Consider the following 15104-nt stretch of genomic DNA (forward strand, 5'->3'; position numbering starts at 1 on the left):
TGCCTGGCCAAGGCCAGGCCAGGGTCTAGGCTGAACCTGGCAACAAGACCATACAATCAAGGATCGAGGCCCATGCCACTATCACGCCCACCCCTGAGCCTGGCGCTTGCCCTGTGCGTCGCCTGCACCGGCGCCATCGCCGCCGAACCCTCCGCCCAGGACCTGCTCAAACAGGCCCAGGCCGAACAACCTGCCTACCTGGATACCCTCAAGCATCTGGTCTCGGTCGATACCGGCACAGGCACCGAGCCCGGCCTGACCGAGATAGGTGCCGAGCTGGCCAAGCGCCTGAGCGCCCTGGGTGCCACCGTCGAGACCCACCCGGCCAAGCCCTCGGTGGGCGACAACATCGTCGGCACCTTCAAGGGCAACGGCAGCAAAGACTTCCTGCTGATGGTCCACTACGACACGGTGTTCGGGCCCGGCACGGCGGCCAAGCGGCCGTTTCGCATCGAGGGCGAGCGTGCCTACGGGCCCGGCGTCGCCGATGCCAAGGGCGGCGTGGCGATGATCCTGCATGCGCTCAAGCTCCTGCAGGAGCAACAGTTCAAGGGCTACCGCACCCTCACCGTGCTGTTCAACCCGGACGAGGAAATGGGCTCGGCCGGCTCGAAGCAGATCATCGCCGAGCTGGCACGCAAGCATGACTACGTCTTCTCCTACGAACCGCCAGACAAGGACGCCGTAACCGTCGCCACCAACGGCATCAACCGCCTGAAGCTGGAGGTCAAGGGCCGCTCCTCCCATGCCGGCTCCGCGCCCGAGCAAGGCCGCAACGCCCTGACGGAACTGGCGCACCAGCTCCTGCAACTCAAGGACCTGGGCGACGCCAGCAAAGGCACCACGGTGAACTGGACCCTGGCCCAGGCTGGCGAAAAGGCCAACATCATCCCCAACCTGGCCACCGCCGAGGCGGACATGCGCTACTCGGACCTGGGCGAAACCGAACGGGTGGCGGCCGACGCCTCGCGCATCGCGCAAAAGCGGCTGATCGAGGACACCCAGGCCACCGTCACCCTGGAGAAGGGCCGCCCACCCCTGGCCCGCAACGAGGGCTCCAGCCAGCTCGCCGAAACCGCCCGCGAGCTGTATGGCCAGGTCGACCGCAGCCTCGAACCTATCGCCATGCGCTTTGGCACCGATGCCGGCTACGCCTATGTGCCAGGCAGTGCCAAACCGGCGGTGCTGGAAACCATGGGCGTGGTCGGCGCCGGGCTGCATGCCGACGACGAGTACATCGAACTGACCAGCATCGCGCCACGACTGTACCTGACGGTGGCGATGATCAGGCGGTTGGCGCAGTAGAAAAGTGTCTCGCCAGCCGGCCCCGCCTCCCGACCTGAACGCCAGGGCTGGTCTTGATCAGCATCAAGGCCGGCCCTGGCGTTCGCCTGGTAGCTTCCGAAATTTCCCAAGCCATGTAGGGAAGCGTCTTACTTGTCGCTACAGCTCAACGAAAACATGATCCGCCCTGGATGGCGTCGCGACCGCAGCAAGCGGCCCGGCGCGAGCCCACTTTCCAGAGGAGGCCTCCCGCCATGCATTCATACTGCCGCTGCGCCGCCGAGCTGCGCGATGCCCTGCGCCAGCTCCTGGCCCATGAGGTGAACAACCCCGACGACGACCCGCACCTCTCCGGCGTGATGTTCTTCTGCGCCACCGACGAACGTACGCGCCAGTTGATCGAGCGCATCGAGCTGCTGGCCAGCGAGATCTTCTTCGACCCCAGTGGCCGGGCCATCCCCGAACGCATGCGCGCCGCCGCCGTCGACGGCGTGCGCATCAAGCAAAAACGCAAGGCACCGGCCGACGAGACGGTGATCCGCATCGCCCTGCCCGAGAAGGGCTACATCACGGTCAGCACGGCACGCTTCTGACGCCATTGCCAGCGGGCTCGCGGGGTTTGTGCTTGCAGCGTGCGGCACAAGGCTCGAAGCTTGGGGGCCCGAACCGCCCCGGACAGCTCCATGGAACTGCACATCCGCCTGCAAGGCCGCAAAGGCCTGGCCGACCAGCTCTACCAGCAACTGCGCGCCAGTATCGACAGCGGCCACCTCGCGGCCGGCACCCAACTGCCCCCTACCCGCTTGCTGGCCCAGCAACTGGGAGTGTCGCGCAAGACCGTGGCCGAAGCCTATTCGCGGCTGACCTACGACAACCTGCTCAGCGGCGTGGTCGGCCGTGGCACCTTCGTCAGGCAACGCCGGCCGTTGCGCTCGAGTGCAGCCCAGGCCATCCCCCTGGCGGCGGCCGACACCCTGGAGCGTTGGCGCCAGCGCGCCACCGTGCTCGACAGGCCGGCCCTGGAAGCGCCGTCGCGCTACGACTTCGTCGGGGGCGCCTCGAGCAAGGCGCAGTTTCCCTTCGACCAGTGGCGCAGTTGCCTGCACTACGCCCTGCGCCGCAGCCAGCGCCACCCGCAGCGGCAGTTCCCAGCCCAGGGGCTGCCCGAACTGCGGGAGGCCATCGCCCATCACATCGCCTTCGCCCGCGGTGTGCAATGCAGCACCGCGGACGTCATGGTGTGCAACGGCGCGCAGCAGGCCCTGGACCTGATCGCCCGGGTGCTGGTCGAGCCCGGCTGCCAGGTGGCCATGGAAGACCCTGGCTACCCACCGGCGCGCCAGCTGCTGCTGGCCCTCGGCGCGCGCCTGCAGTCGGTACCGGTGGATGACGAAGGCCTGTGCGTGGAGCGGATCGCCGACGGCACGCGGCTGATCTACGTGACGCCGTCGCACCAGTTCCCGCTGGGCATGCCGATGAGCCAAGCGCGCCGCGAGGCCTTGCTGGCCAGGGCCGCCGAGCTGGGGGCGGTGGTGATCGAAGACGACTACGACTGCGAGTTCCGCTACCAGGGGCCGCCCGACGATGCCTTGCAGCGCCTCGACCGGCATGGGCTGGTGGCCTACGTGGGGACCTTCTCCAAGACGCTGCTGCCAGAGCTGCGGCTGGGCTACGCCGTGCTACCGCCCAGCGTGCTACAAGCCGCCTGCGTGGCCAAGCACCTGAGCGACTGGCACAGCCCGAGCCTGCAACAGTGGGCTCTGGCACGCTTTATCGGCGAAGGCTACCTGAGCAAGCACATCCGCCGCTGCCACGAGATCTACAGCGCCCGACGCGAACGGATCCTGATGCGCCTGGAAGGCGACCTGGCGCCTTGGCTGACGGCCGTGCCGGCCAATGCCGGCTTTCACCTCAGCGCCCTGGCCAAACCGGGGGTGGACGTGGAACTGCTGGCCAGCCTGGCGCGCAAGGTGGAGGTCGGTCTCTATTCCCTGGCGCCGTTCTTCAGCGAGGCCCCGGTGCGCCCGGGGCTGCTGCTGGGTTTCGGTGCCATCGAGCTGCTGGATATCGACCCGGCCCTGGACCGGGTCCGCGATACCCTGCAAGGCCTCAATTGAGCGCTGCCTGGGCCGCCGGCCGCGACCGGGCGATGGCGGCGGAATAGCCACGCGGGGCGAAGCGCGCGGTCACCAGCAACATGGCCAGCACCGTGACGGTGAGCAATGTCCAGGACGCTTGGAAGTCGCCGCTGGTATCGCGCAGCCAACCGGTGATGTACGGCACGATGCCAGTGATGATGAAACCGATGCCCTGGACGAAAGCCGCCAGGCTACCGGCTTCGGCGGGCGTCCTGAGGTGCTCCAGGGTCAAGGTCAGGCTCAGGCTGAAACAGGCGCCCAGGCCCAGGCCGATCATCGCCACCCATACGCCCATGGCCAGCGTCGGCGCCAGCAACAGGCCGAGAAAGCCGCCCAGCTGGATCGACAGCGCCAGCCACAGGCCGGGCCGACGGTCCGCCAGGCGCCGCAGCAACAGCGGCAGGCCCAGGGCACCGGCAACCTGGAAGATCGTCATCAGGCCGACCAGCTCACCACCGCCCTGGGCCGTGCCGCCATGCTCCAGGTGATAGGCCGGCAGCCAGGCCACCATGCTGGTGTAGCCGCCGTTGATCAGGCCGAAGTACAGCGCCAGCAACCAGGCACGACGGTTGCCGAACCAGTGCCCGCCCCCGCTGCCAGCCAGTTTCGGCAGGCCCTGGCGTGGACGCAGGACGCTCCAGGCCAGCACCGCCAGCACGGCCGGCAGCGCCCAGACGCCGAGGCCGGCCTGCCAATGGCCGAAATACCCGCTGATGTGCGGCCCGAGCACGGCGGCCAAACCACCACCGCTCATCAGCGCCGCCGAGTACACGCCCATGGCCGCCGCCAGGCGCCCAGGGAACCAGCGATTGACCAGGCCCGGCATCATGCCCTGGACCACGGCCACACCAAGCCCGGCGAGCACCGCGCTGGCGATCAGCGCCCAGGCGCTGCCCAGTTCTAGGCGCCAGAGGCAGGCCAAGGCGATGGCCGCAAGGCCCATGAGCATGCCGCCGTGCTCGCTCAACCAGCGTCGTAGCCAGGGCTGCAGCAGCGGCACCAGGCCCATGCACAGCACCGGCAGCGCAGTCAGCAGCGCCGCCTGCTGGTAGCCCAGGCCGGTGCTGGCGCGCATGGGCTCGAGCAGCGGGCCGATACTGGTGAGGATCGGCCGCAGGTTCAGTGCCAGCAGCACCACCAGCAGCAGGTTCAGCGCGCTTCTCATGCCTGGTGGGCCTGCTGCCATTGCCGGTACAGGTCAGCCTCGCCGGCCGGCTTCAGCGGCCGCAGGGGTAGGCTCTGCTGCTGGGGTGGCCGGGCCATCTGCGCGTAGACCTCGGCCGTGGACAGGCCATAGGGCTCGCCCTCGTCGTTGTCGTAGGCGAACCAGGCCCGCTCGATACCGCACAGGTGCATGGCGGCCAGGCACATCGGGCATGGGTGGCCGCTGGCATAGATCTGCGCGCCATCCAAGCGTGCCCGCCCCAGGGCCTGGGCGGCCTTGCGGATGGCCTGCATCTCGGCGTGGGTGGTCGGGTCCTGGGTGCTGTGGATCTCGTTGACCGCACGGGCCACCACCTGCCCCTGGTACACCAGCACGGCACCGAAGGGCCGGCCGCCGGCCTGGATATTGGCGCGAGCGAGGTCGAGGGCTTCGCGCATGAAACGTTCTTCGGACATGGGGTCGTTCTCCTGGTGCAAGACCCGGTCATTATCCCGGCTCGGGGCCCCAGGCTGAAATGAAGAGATTGGATGCAAGTCAGTGCTCGGCCGAATGAGCAGATTGGTCTCCTGGCAAAGTGCGGGATTGGCTATCGGGCCGGTCGCGGCGCGGCGCTAAGGTACTCCCCACACCTTGTACAACCCCTCAAGCCATTGGAGGTACCCCATGCACAACCGCATCGAATGGGCCAAGCACGCCCCGCAGGCCTACCAGGCCATGATCGGCCTGGAACAGGCCCTGGCCAACAGCGGCCTGGAACACTCGCTGCTCGAGCTGGTCCGCCTGCGTGCCTCGCAGATCAACGGCTGCGCCTACTGCGTCAACATGCACGCCAACGATGCACGCAAGGCCGGGGAGACCGAGGCGCGCCTGCAGACCTTGAGCGTGTGGCGGGAAACCCGTTACTTCACGCCCCGTGAGCGCGCGGCCCTGGCCTGGCTGGAGAGCCTGACCCGGTTGCCCGAGCGGGGTGCTCCGCAGCCTGAGTACGAAGCGCTGCTGGAACACTTCGAACCGGCCGAGGTGGCCAACCTGACCCTGGCCATAGCCACCATCAATGCCTGGAACCGCTTCGGCGTGGGTTTCGCCATGGTGCCGGCCTGATCGGATCGCGGCCAGGGCAGGCCCCTTCGCGGTCGAACCCGCTCAATTGGGGCCTTCAGTTCCATCCAGGGCCGCTTGCCCATAGGCCGTGCCCACCGCCCGCTCCCAATGCGCCAGCACAGCCCCAGCTCAACGCCCGAGCAGCCGCGCGCGGTAATTGCCCGGGCTATGACCGGTCCATTTCTTGAACGCGCGATGAAAGGCGCTGGGCTCCTGGAAGCCGGTCTGCTCGGCGATTTCGGCGATGCTCAACACCCCCTCGCGCAGGCGTTCGAAGGCCATGGCCCGGCGCACTTCGTCCTTGATCTGCTGGTACGAGCGCCCTTCGCGCTCCAGCTGGCGGCGGAAGGTACTGGCGCTGATGCCCTGCTGACCGGCCATGGCAGCCAGGGTCGGCCACTGCCCGTAGCGGCGGGCGCGCAAATGCCGGTAGACCTCGGCCACCAGGCCGTTCTGGTTGCGAAAGCGGATCACCAGCCCCTGGGGGGCGCTGCGCAGGAAGGTCTTCAGCGCCGCCAGGTCCTGCACCACCGGCAAGCGCAGGTAGGCACTGTCGAACTCCACCTCGGTGCGCCCACTGCCCAGGCGCAGGTCGGGGCCCCACAGCAGCAGGTCGTCGTCCTGCGCCGGACGCGCCACGGCCAGTTCGGTGCGATCGATGGCGATGCGCCGGCCGGCCAGCCAGCACAGCAGGCCGACCACCAGCACCAGGTAGGTCTCCTCGGCATACACACGGGTCAACGGATCGGCGATGTCCGACTGCACGCTGATCACCGCGCGCCCGCCACGCACCGAGAACGTCCCGTGCAAGTCACGCAGGAACAGGGCGAAGTTGCCCAGGCACTGGCGCAAGGCCTTTTCCAGGTTCGGTTCCTGGATCAGCCCGCGGCAGATCAGGGCGAAGCTGCCCAGGGGCATGCCGTGGCTGTCGAGGCGGAAGAATTCGTCGTCCAGGGCATGGATCAGGTCGAGCCACAGGCGGGCGAAGGCCTTGGCCGGCACGCGGGCCTGGGGCTGGTCGAGCAGGGCCGGGTCGATACCCACCGCACGCAGGCGCTCGTCACGCTCGCCAGGGCGCTCGCGCAGGGTGTGGACCATGGCATTGAGGAAGTACACCGCGACCGAATCGCTATCGCGCATGGCTGGTTTTCGCTGTCTATGCTGAGTGGCAAAAAATGCCAGGTTGACTGAACAGATCCGGCATAGGCCATGCCCTGGCCTTTGCCTAGACTCGACCCATCCCGGGAACGCCGGTCATTCTCGCAGAGCCTGGCCCGCTCCCGCCATGCCTTCGCAATCGGAGCCTCCAATGAGCAACGCAGAAATCTACGTCGTCAGTGCAGTCCGTTCCGCCATCGGCGGTTTCGGTGGTTCCCTCAAGGACCTGGCCCTGGCCGACCTCGCGACCGCGATCAGCCGTGCCGCCATCGAACGTTCGGGCGTGGCCGCCGAGCAGATCGGCCACGTGGTGATGGGCAACGTGATCCCCACCGAGCCCCGCGACGCCTACCTGGGCCGGGTCGCCGCGATGAACGCCGGGGTTCCCAAGGAAACCCCGGCCTTCAACGTCAACCGCCTGTGCGGCTCGGGCCTGCAGGCGATCGTCTCGGCGGCCCAGGGCCTGCTGTTGGGCGATACCGACGTGGCCCTGGCCGCCGGCGCCGAGTCCATGAGCCGTGGCCCCTACCTGCTGCCCCAGGCACGCTGGGGCGCGCGCATGGGTGACATACAGGGCATCGACTACATGGTCGGCATCCTCCAGGACCCGTTCGAACACTTCCACATGGGCATCACCGCCGAGAATGTCGCGGCCAAGCACGGCATTACCCGGGAAATGCAGGATGAACTGGCCCTGACCAGCCAGCGCCGCGCTGCCCGCGCCATCGCCCAGGGCCGCTTCGACAGCCAGATCGTCCCGCTGGAGCTGAAGACCCGCAAGGGCAGCGTGCAGTTCGCCGTGGACGAGCATGTGCGTGGCGAGTCCAGCGCCGAACAACTGGCCAGCATGAAGCCGGTGTTCAAGAAAGACGGCAGTGTCACCGCCGGCAACGCCAGCGGCATCAACGACGGCGCCGCCGGCCTGGTCCTGGCCACGGGCGAGGCGGTACGCCGCCTGGGCCTCAAGCCGCTGGCCCGCCTGGTGGCCTATGCCCATGCCGGGGTCGAGCCGGAGCTGATGGGCCTGGGCCCGATCCCGGCCACCCGCAAGGCGCTGGAGAAAGCCGGCCTGGGGGTGAACGACCTGGACGTGATCGAATCCAACGAAGCCTTCGCCGCCCAGGCCTGCGCCGTGGCCCGCGCCCTGGACTTCGACCCGGAGAAGGTCAACCCCAACGGCTCGGGCATCTCCCTCGGCCACCCGGTCGGGGCCACCGGGGCGATCATCGCCACCAAGGCCATCCATGAACTGCACCGCATCCAGGGCCGCTACGCCCTGGCCACCATGTGCATCGGCGGCGGCCAAGGCATCGCCGTGGTCTTCGAGCGCGTTTGAGGAGTCGTCGCATGAGCATTCAACATATCGCCGTGATCGGCGCCGGCACCATGGGCAACGGTATCGCCCAGGTCTGCGCGGTAGCGGGTTACCAGGTTCTGCTGATCGATGTCTCGGATGCCGCGCTGGAGCGTGGCCTGGCGACCCTGGGCAAGAACCTGGAACGCCAGGTCAACAAGGGCACCCTCGACGCCGACCAGGCGACGGCAGCCAAGGCGCGCATCCGCACCAGCACCGACTACGCCCAACTCGGCGGCGTGCAACTGGTGATCGAGGCCGCCACCGAGAACCTGGCGCTTAAACAGCGCATCCTCCAGCAGGTGGCGGCCAACGTTGCCAGCGACTGCCTGATCGCCACCAACACCTCGTCGCTGTCGGTCACCGAGCTGGCCGCCAGCATCGAACAGCCGCAGCGTTTCATTGGCGTGCATTTCTTCAACCCGGTGCCGATGATGGCGCTGGTGGAAATCATCCGAGGCCTGCAGACCAGCGACAGCACTTATGCCCAGGCCCTGGTGGTCACCGAAAAGCTGGGCAAGACGCCGATCACCGCCGGCAACCGCCCAGGCTTCGTGGTCAACCGTATCCTCGTGCCGATGATCAACGAGGCCATCTTCGTCCGCCAGGAAGGGCTGGCCAGCGCCGAGGACATCGACACCGGCATGCGCCTGGGCTGCAACCAGCCGATCGGGCCGCTGGCCCTGGCCGACCTGATCGGACTGGACACCCTGCTGGCGATCATGGAGGCCTTCCACGAAGGCTTCAACGACAGCAAGTACCGCCCCGCCCCGCTGCTCAAGGAGATGGTTGCCGCCGGTTACCTGGGGCGCAAGAGCGGTCGCGGTTTCTTCACCTACTGAGGAGCGAGCGCCATGCCGATCAACGCCGCCCTGCGCTGTGCGAGCTTCGAAGAGCGCCGCGACAAGGCCATGGCGCTCTTCGCCGAGAAGGGCTTCGGCCAGGTCAGCATGCGTGAACTGGCCGCGCATGTCGGCCTGACCGCAGGTTCGCTGTATCACCACTTCCCCAGCAAGCAAGACCTGCTCTACGACCTGATCGAGGAGCTCTACGAGGAACTGCAGGCCACCCTCGACCAAGGCCGCCGGGCATTGGCCCGCGGGCAGGCGGCCTTGCCCTGCCTGATTGCCGCGCACTGGCAATTGCACGCCGAGCGGCCCTTGCAGTTTCGCCTGGCCGAGCGGGATTTCTGCTGCCTCAACGAGGACCAGCAGGCGCGCCTGGCGGCGCTGCGCAAGCGGTACGAGAAGGGGCTGCTGCACTTGATCGCACCGCAGGCGCGGTTGCAGGGAGAGGCGCTGGCGGCCACAGGGCATGTGCTGGCGACACTGCTCAATCAACTGCCAGGGTTGTTGCGCGAACGGAGCCTGGATGAGGGCGAAGGGCTTGGCCTGATGGAGAGCCTGCTGCTCGGAGGGATCGAGCGGACGCTGAGGTAAGGTTCGAGACTCCGGCTAAAAGGGGCAAATGCCACGAGCATATCGCCTTGCTCAAATCAAAAACGAAATTTCCCACAGCATTTTAGGAAGCGCAAAGCTCCTTCTAAAAATGATTCCTCGCTAGTGTCCGGAGCTTTCGGTCACCTCGACGAGCCGCCACAGGCCCGCCTGCGTGAGCTGCAAGCACTGATCCACTGCAAGGAAGAAAACACCCATGACTGACGCCTCCGTCAGCAGCGCCACCTCTGGCCCTGCCTGCAGTGCACGGGTACCCATCCTGCCCGTGCGCTACGCCATCGTCCCACGCATGGGCGATGCTCCACCCTGCCGCTACGCCGATTCGGGCTTCAACCTGGAGCAAGGGTTTGCCCCGCTGCACCACTGCGCCTACACCCTACGTGCCCTGCGCCCAGGCTACATCTACGTGTTCATGAAAGGTCCCCTGGGCGAAAAGCTGGTCATCCATGAATACGATGGCGAGGGCTACTACAAGGAACTCAGGTACCGAGGGCTGGAGCACTACCACCGCCGCGACCGCTATCTGTCCAGCCGGACCATGCCCTGGGTATGGGCCGACACCTGCGAGGACACCGCCAAGGAGGTGTGGATCGGCTACAGCCCACACCTGTGGAGCAACGCCATGACCGCCCGCATCAGCGCTTCGGTGGCGCTGCGCAAACGGCACATGCGCCCGCTGGACATGGCCGAGCTGATCGCCGGCAACCACTCGCCTTCCACCCAGCCCCATGTATTGCCGGTCAGTGCCCTGCAAACCTGGGTCGAGGACTTCAAGCCCACGGACCGGCGCATGTCGCTGGCCTGGAGCAGCCACCCGCTCACCGACACCTTACCCATCGGCAGCCTCTGCGCCATGGCCCGGCACTACCCCAGCACCCAGCCGAAAATCCCGGCGGTGGTGGCGCTGAGCGATGCCGAAGGCATGACCCTGGACCTGAGCTTGTCCGTTTCGGCCTACCAACATCAACTGCGCGACCTGATGCCGGTCGAGCAGCTTGAACACACCAGGCCGGCACAAGGTTCCGAGCAGGCAGGCGTACCGCCTTGCTACCAACTCGATGCAGAACGGCTGAGCCGGCAGAGCCGGGATTTCCATCATCGAAACCTGGTGGCCATGCTGCTGAACAAGACCCTGGAAAGCCTGTACCCGCCAGAATCCCCATCCCCGGAGCTGGCCGCGCAGCGGCTTCAGTCAGAGGCGACCGGGCGTACGCTGTCCCGGGCCGAGGCCCGCTACCGCGCCCTCACCGATGAACGTTACTCCTCCATGGGCGCACGCCTGGGGCAACGCATCGACACGGCCAAGTACCGGCAGTTCCTGGCCGAGCGCGATGAACTGGAGCAGCGCATCAAGGCCCTGCAGGACCTTGCCTTGCAGGCCAGCGACGACCACGACACCTGGCTGGCCACCGCTGAGGCCCACCACATCGATGACCCGCACAGCCTGGCGGCCGCGCTGTCATCCTATGACCGTGACGAGCCGACCTGCGCCCGTGGGTTGGAGATCGCCCTGGCCCTGCTGATCCACCCCATGGCCCAGCCAGTCCCCGGCACCGAAGACCACGACCGACGCTTCAAGCGCCTCGAGCAATGGCTGGACCAGCACGACAGCCCCCTCTACACGGCCTTGGCGCCGTTCAACCCCTTCAGGGAAAAAGCCGATACGGTCGGCACCTTGCTGGGTGGCAGCGACAATGTCATCGAGGGCCTGGCCGGGCGCTTCCCGGCCATTGCCGACATCACCGACCTCACCGCCCAGTCCGTCAGCGCCGTGGTGCTCAAGCGCATGCGCGGCCGCACCCGTTGGGACGCCAGCCACACCCTGCGCCAACAAGTGCTGATGGCCGCCAAGGAAGCCAATGCCGAGAAAGCCCTGGGGCTGCTGGCGGCGCGCTACCGGATCACCGACCAGGCCGTACGCGAGAATCCGTTCAGCCAGGAGGTGGAACGGTACCTGAAAAGCGGAATGGCCCAAGTCGAGGAGATGAAACAGCTGCGGGTCACGGGGAGCCGGACGGTGGCGGTCGAACTCACGACCACATTGCGTGTGAAGCCGACCTTTGTCGGGCTACTCACCGGTGGGGTTGGAACCGGTTTGAATAGCGGCATGCTGTGGTTCAACGTGATCTCGCTCAAAGCGGCCTACCAGAACTTGCAGAAAAGCGATGCACCGGAATACACGGCGGGGTTCGCCGCGTCGATCTTCGGGGTAATAGGCGCAGCGGCGGGGACACTGGTGAGCGTTCGGGCGATGCAAAAGGCGCTGATGTTGAGGTTGAGTTCCACTGCGCCTGGGATGGCGTTTGGCAATGGATTTATCAGATTTCTGGGAAGTAATTTATTCGCACGTTTAGCAGGATACCCAGCAATATTTCTCGGATTCTTTTCTGACGGCTTCAAAGCAGCGCGTCAAAAAGAAAATGGAGACTCAACCTCTGCAAAATATACATTGTATGGAGGTATTTCTTTAACCGCTGGCTCCATCCTAACCCTGGAGGGAGGGCTTGCGATCGCTGGAGCCACATCTGTAATACCTTTTGCTGGATGGGCTGCTGCCGCGATTGTATTGCTCGGTGCAGCAGTGGTTGCTGGGGGATTATATCTTCATTCCAAGGCACATGAACGTCTGCATACCTCTATTGAGCTTTGGACAGCCCGAAGCATCTTCGGCAACCGCTTAAATGATGGCGAATTCCGTCCCAACATAATTCTTGATCACGAAAAGAAACTCCCTCTTTTTGAAACCCTAAGAGAAGAATTAAGAGCCTGGCACCTCGAATCATACACCCCAAGACTACTGACAGCGAAAGACTCACAACTGCACGGCATAAATAATTTAAACAGTGGTTGGAAAGAAAACGATGCTTGGACACCTCCCAACTGGACAGCCATCACCCATAACGATATTTCTGTCTCTCTGCCCACAGTTGAGTTTACTGTTCTGTTGCCTGGATTCATTATCGGGCAAAGCGAGTGGTCAGGAACTTTGAGCCAGCACTCTACTCGAGGAGCGACTGTACTCCCACTCAACCCAGAGTGCCACATAGCAAAGTCCGGAATTATTCTTTATCTCAAAAATAAAACAAACAATCACAGCTACACAACCCTAACCCTCAACTATCGACCTAACCACGTACTGGATAAAAGCCTCGAAATTCAAATCCAATTCAAAATAGAGCGATAACACATGGCAATCACATGGACTTTCAAAACCGGCTCAAGCACCAACTACAAGCCTGCCATAGCCGACCAAAAAACAAACCTAACCGAAAATATTCTCTGCTTGCGCAATCCTTGGGTAACAGACTCGGTATTCATGGGAAAACTATACACAGCCTTTGTCTTCACTGTAGCCCTGGCTTTCTATCCAAATTTATTTACCAAAGACACATGGGCGCCTCATAATCTAGACCTAATATTCATAGCCGGCCAAGCGCTGATGCCGATGCCTTTTTTCATCCCCCTACTTTATCGAATATATTGCATAAAACGACTCTCAGGATTCTACTTCAACCGTATTACAAAAAAAATTCATTACCAACGAGGAAAAAAACTCATCACCTTTGACTGGACCAAAACCGAAGGAGGTCTTTTCAAACGCACCGAATTTGGCGGTGCATCCTCCACTACCAGCTATGCACTCGCCTTCGCTCCCCGCAGAGCAGATGGCACCCTCCATCAGAAAGACTGCCTCTGGGTCGACAGCAACGAACCGACCGAACCCGGCATCAAACACGTCGCCGAAGTCTGGGAATACCTCCGCCACTTCATGGACCACGGCCCCGACAAACTACCGCCCCCCGGAGAACCCAACTGGTGGTACAAGCCCCTGCATCAGATCTGCCTGACACCCGCTGAAGCCTGGCAGCACTACGCTCCCTGGCGAACCGGCGAGCCTGGTGAAATGCAGGGCAAGAAAAACTGGCAACTGCCGTTCTGGGCCGTGTTGTTCCCTTACAACCTGTCCGTTGCCCTCTGCTGGTACGTCATCTGCCGCCTCTTCAACGTCCGCGCAGCCCCACCGCCTCCAGAGGCCTTGGAGGATGCTTCCGTTCGACGCGGTAAGAGGAAATGACAATGATGTGGGTTGAACCCCGCTGCTCAGCCCACAGCAGGTTCAGGCTCAAGAACATTGACCTTACAAACCCACCCCCAACGCCTGCCGTACCTGCTCCCCCCGCGTATCATCCACTGCGCTGACCAACGCAAAGTTGTAGGCCCCATGGGACCAGTAGCGCGCCTCGAGCGTCCCCTCCGTGCGCTGCCCGCTGGGCATCCGCTCATGCCGACTTCCAGGCGAGCGCAGGAACAGGCTGATCCGCTCCCCGCTGCCATCCTGGAACACCAGCAGTGCCGCCGCCCCTTGCTCATTGCTGAGCAACCGCGCACCCACGGGACGGAACCCATAGCTCCCCAGATCTGGCAATTGCCCGAGTTGATCGAAATGCCGCGCCAGCCAAGCCTGTAGCTGCGCCGGATCACTCGCCTGGACATCCAACGCCGAGCTGCCAGCGAACAGGCGATGTGCCTGGACGGCATCCGCCATCGGCAGGCTACGCGCCACCAGCGTCGCCTCGCGGGCCTGCCACCCGCCCACGCCTCCCACGCCCAAGGCCAGGAACAACACCGCAGCCGATGCCAACTGCCGGCGACGCCGCTGGCGCAGGCGCTGTCGCAGGCGCCCCAAGTCCAGTTGCGCATGGCCAGGCCGCTCGGCGAAGCCGGCCAGGGCCGCCCGCAGCCGCCGGGCATCGCTGCACCAGGCCTCGACCCTCTCCGCCTCCCGTGGGTTGGCCGCCAGCCACGCCTTCACCTCAGCCCGGCGTGCTGGGTCCAGCCGGTCGTCGACATAGGCATGCAACTCATGCTCAGAGGGAGTCAGTTGCGTCATTTCAGTCTCCGCAAAGCCGGGGGTGTCGGATGGCCCTCGGCCAGTTCACGCAGGGCGGCACGGGCACGCGACAGGCGCGACATCACCGTACCGATAGGGATACCCAGGGCCTGGGCAACCTCCTTGTAGCTCAAGCCCTCGACACTGACCAACAACAGCAGCGCCCGCTGCTCGGTCGGTAGCTGGGCGAACGCCTGCAGGTCGGCGTGCACCATGACGATCCGCTCCGTCTCGCCCCCCACCGCCTCTTCCTGGGCACGCCCGAACCATGCCAGCCAACGGGCGTGCAGGCGCTCGCGGCGCTTACCGTCGAGAAACAGCCGATACAGGATGGTGAACAGCCACGGGCGCACGCTGTCGGCCTCGCGCTGCTGCCCACGGCGGCTCAGGGCACGCTCGACCGTGGCCTGGACCAAGTCATCGGCGCTGCCTGGGTCGCGGGTCAGCCACAAGGCGAAGCGACGCAAACGCTGGAGCAGTTCGTGCCATTGTTGGTCATCCAGATCATGCATGGTCAGGTCCCGGCCTTCTGGGTTTGCAGTGTAAGAGGCAGACG

At 64.9% G+C, this 15104-nt stretch carries 14 protein-coding genes; 9 read left to right on the forward strand and 5 right to left on the reverse strand.

Features of this window, described 5'->3' with window-relative positions; all coding sequences use genetic code 11:
• Positions 1–72 precede the first annotated feature (72 nt).
• From NJF35_RS17805 to NJF35_RS17815, 3 genes are all read left to right on the forward strand, one after another.
• Positions 73–1305, forward strand: a complete 1233-nt coding sequence (locus NJF35_RS17805) for a M20/M25/M40 family metallo-hydrolase (RefSeq protein ID WP_225790306.1) — start codon at positions 73–75, stop codon at positions 1303–1305.
• Between the two features lie 233 nt (positions 1306–1538).
• Positions 1539–1877 (forward strand): hypothetical protein, encoded by a 339-nt coding sequence (locus NJF35_RS17810; RefSeq protein ID WP_225790305.1) that lies wholly within the window; start codon positions 1539–1541, stop codon positions 1875–1877.
• Positions 1878–1967: 90 nt separating this feature from the next.
• Positions 1968–3401 (forward strand): PLP-dependent aminotransferase family protein, encoded by a 1434-nt coding sequence (locus tag NJF35_RS17815; RefSeq protein ID WP_225790304.1) that lies wholly within the window; start codon positions 1968–1970, stop codon positions 3399–3401.
• Here NJF35_RS17815 and NJF35_RS17820 read toward each other — a convergent pair.
• On the reverse strand, positions 3394–4587 hold the full coding sequence (locus tag NJF35_RS17820) for a cyanate transporter (protein ID WP_225790303.1): 1194 nt from the start codon (positions 4585–4587) through the stop codon (positions 3394–3396). The genes NJF35_RS17815 and NJF35_RS17820 overlap by 8 nt on opposite strands.
• Positions 4584–5042 carry a nucleoside deaminase gene (locus tag NJF35_RS17825; RefSeq protein WP_225790302.1) on the reverse strand — a complete coding sequence of 153 codons (459 nt, stop codon included), beginning with the start codon at positions 5040–5042 and terminating at the stop codon, positions 4584–4586. The genes NJF35_RS17820 and NJF35_RS17825 overlap by 4 nt, the downstream gene beginning before the upstream one ends.
• 208 nt (positions 5043–5250) lie before the next feature.
• Here NJF35_RS17825 and NJF35_RS17830 point away from each other — a divergent pair, with 208 nt between their 5' ends.
• Positions 5251–5688, forward strand: coding sequence for a carboxymuconolactone decarboxylase family protein (locus NJF35_RS17830; protein ID WP_225790301.1), 438 nt, complete (start codon positions 5251–5253; stop codon positions 5686–5688).
• Positions 5689–5817: 129 nt separating this feature from the next.
• Here NJF35_RS17830 and NJF35_RS17835 read toward each other — a convergent pair whose 3' ends face one another.
• On the reverse strand, positions 5818–6828 hold the full coding sequence (locus NJF35_RS17835; RefSeq protein ID WP_253081073.1) for an AraC family transcriptional regulator: 1011 nt from the start codon (positions 6826–6828) through the stop codon (positions 5818–5820).
• A gap of 169 nt (positions 6829–6997) precedes the next feature.
• On the opposite strand from NJF35_RS17835, the gene NJF35_RS17840 reads away from it, so the two are divergent.
• The 5 genes from NJF35_RS17840 to NJF35_RS17860 all read left to right on the forward strand — a co-directional run bounded on the left by NJF35_RS17840 (position 6998) and on the right by NJF35_RS17860 (position 13732).
• Complete coding sequence (locus tag NJF35_RS17840; RefSeq protein ID WP_225790299.1) at positions 6998–8182, forward strand: acetyl-CoA C-acyltransferase family protein; 1185 nt, start codon at positions 6998–7000, stop codon at positions 8180–8182.
• A gap of 11 nt (positions 8183–8193) precedes the next feature.
• Positions 8194–9042 carry a 3-hydroxybutyryl-CoA dehydrogenase gene (locus NJF35_RS17845; RefSeq protein ID WP_225790298.1) on the forward strand — a complete coding sequence of 283 codons (849 nt, stop codon included), beginning with the start codon at positions 8194–8196 and terminating at the stop codon, positions 9040–9042.
• 12 nt (positions 9043–9054) lie between these two features.
• Positions 9055–9639 (forward strand): TetR/AcrR family transcriptional regulator, encoded by a 585-nt coding sequence (locus NJF35_RS17850; protein ID WP_225790297.1) that lies wholly within the window; start codon positions 9055–9057, stop codon positions 9637–9639.
• 214 nt (positions 9640–9853) lie between these two features.
• Positions 9854–12841, forward strand: a complete 2988-nt coding sequence (locus NJF35_RS17855) for a T6SS effector BTH_I2691 family protein (protein ID WP_253091331.1) — start codon at positions 9854–9856, stop codon at positions 12839–12841.
• 3 nt (positions 12842–12844) lie between these two features.
• Positions 12845–13732, forward strand: a complete 888-nt coding sequence (locus tag NJF35_RS17860) for a hypothetical protein (RefSeq protein WP_225790798.1) — start codon at positions 12845–12847, stop codon at positions 13730–13732.
• 63 nt (positions 13733–13795) lie between these two features.
• On the opposite strand, the gene NJF35_RS17865 is transcribed toward NJF35_RS17860, so the two are convergent.
• Together NJF35_RS17865 and NJF35_RS17870 are read right to left on the reverse strand one after the other, a co-directional pair.
• Complete coding sequence (locus tag NJF35_RS17865) at positions 13796–14548, reverse strand: anti-sigma factor family protein (protein ID WP_253091332.1); 753 nt, start codon at positions 14546–14548, stop codon at positions 13796–13798.
• Entirely contained in the window at positions 14545–15060 is a 516-nt protein-coding gene (locus NJF35_RS17870; protein WP_225790800.1) for a sigma-70 family RNA polymerase sigma factor, read from the reverse strand. Before NJF35_RS17870 ends, NJF35_RS17865 begins: the two co-directional genes overlap by 4 nt.
• Positions 15061–15104 lie beyond the last annotated feature (44 nt).

This window comes from Pseudomonas guariconensis, assembly GCF_024127895.1.
GTDB lineage: Bacteria > Pseudomonadota > Gammaproteobacteria > Pseudomonadales > Pseudomonadaceae > Aquipseudomonas > Aquipseudomonas guariconensis_B.

Excerpts from the sequence above, each read along its gene's own strand:
- NJF35_RS17870 (WP_225790800.1), bottom strand. The coding sequence starts at position 15,060 with ATGCATGATCTGGATGACCAACAATGGCACGAACTGCTCCAGCGTTTG.
- NJF35_RS17860 (WP_225790798.1), top strand. The coding sequence starts at position 12,845 with ATGGCAATCACATGGACTTTCAAAACCGGCTCAAGCACCAACTACAAG.
- NJF35_RS17805 (WP_225790306.1), top strand. The coding sequence starts at position 73 with ATGCCACTATCACGCCCACCCCTGAGCCTGGCGCTTGCCCTGTGCGTC.
- NJF35_RS17865 (WP_253091332.1), bottom strand. The coding sequence starts at position 14,548 with ATGACGCAACTGACTCCCTCTGAGCATGAGTTGCATGCCTATGTCGAC.
- NJF35_RS17815 (WP_225790304.1), top strand. The coding sequence starts at position 1,968 with ATGGAACTGCACATCCGCCTGCAAGGCCGCAAAGGCCTGGCCGACCAG.
- NJF35_RS17840 (WP_225790299.1), top strand. The coding sequence starts at position 6,998 with ATGAGCAACGCAGAAATCTACGTCGTCAGTGCAGTCCGTTCCGCCATC.
- NJF35_RS17820 (WP_225790303.1), bottom strand. The coding sequence starts at position 4,587 with ATGAGAAGCGCGCTGAACCTGCTGCTGGTGGTGCTGCTGGCACTGAAC.
- NJF35_RS17855 (WP_253091331.1), top strand. The coding sequence starts at position 9,854 with ATGACTGACGCCTCCGTCAGCAGCGCCACCTCTGGCCCTGCCTGCAGT.
- NJF35_RS17850 (WP_225790297.1), top strand. The coding sequence starts at position 9,055 with ATGCCGATCAACGCCGCCCTGCGCTGTGCGAGCTTCGAAGAGCGCCGC.
- NJF35_RS17825 (WP_225790302.1), bottom strand. The coding sequence starts at position 5,042 with ATGTCCGAAGAACGTTTCATGCGCGAAGCCCTCGACCTCGCTCGCGCC.
- NJF35_RS17835 (WP_253081073.1), bottom strand. The coding sequence starts at position 6,828 with ATGCGCGATAGCGATTCGGTCGCGGTGTACTTCCTCAATGCCATGGTC.
- NJF35_RS17810 (WP_225790305.1), top strand. The coding sequence starts at position 1,539 with ATGCATTCATACTGCCGCTGCGCCGCCGAGCTGCGCGATGCCCTGCGC.
- NJF35_RS17830 (WP_225790301.1), top strand. The coding sequence starts at position 5,251 with ATGCACAACCGCATCGAATGGGCCAAGCACGCCCCGCAGGCCTACCAG.
- NJF35_RS17845 (WP_225790298.1), top strand. The coding sequence starts at position 8,194 with ATGAGCATTCAACATATCGCCGTGATCGGCGCCGGCACCATGGGCAAC.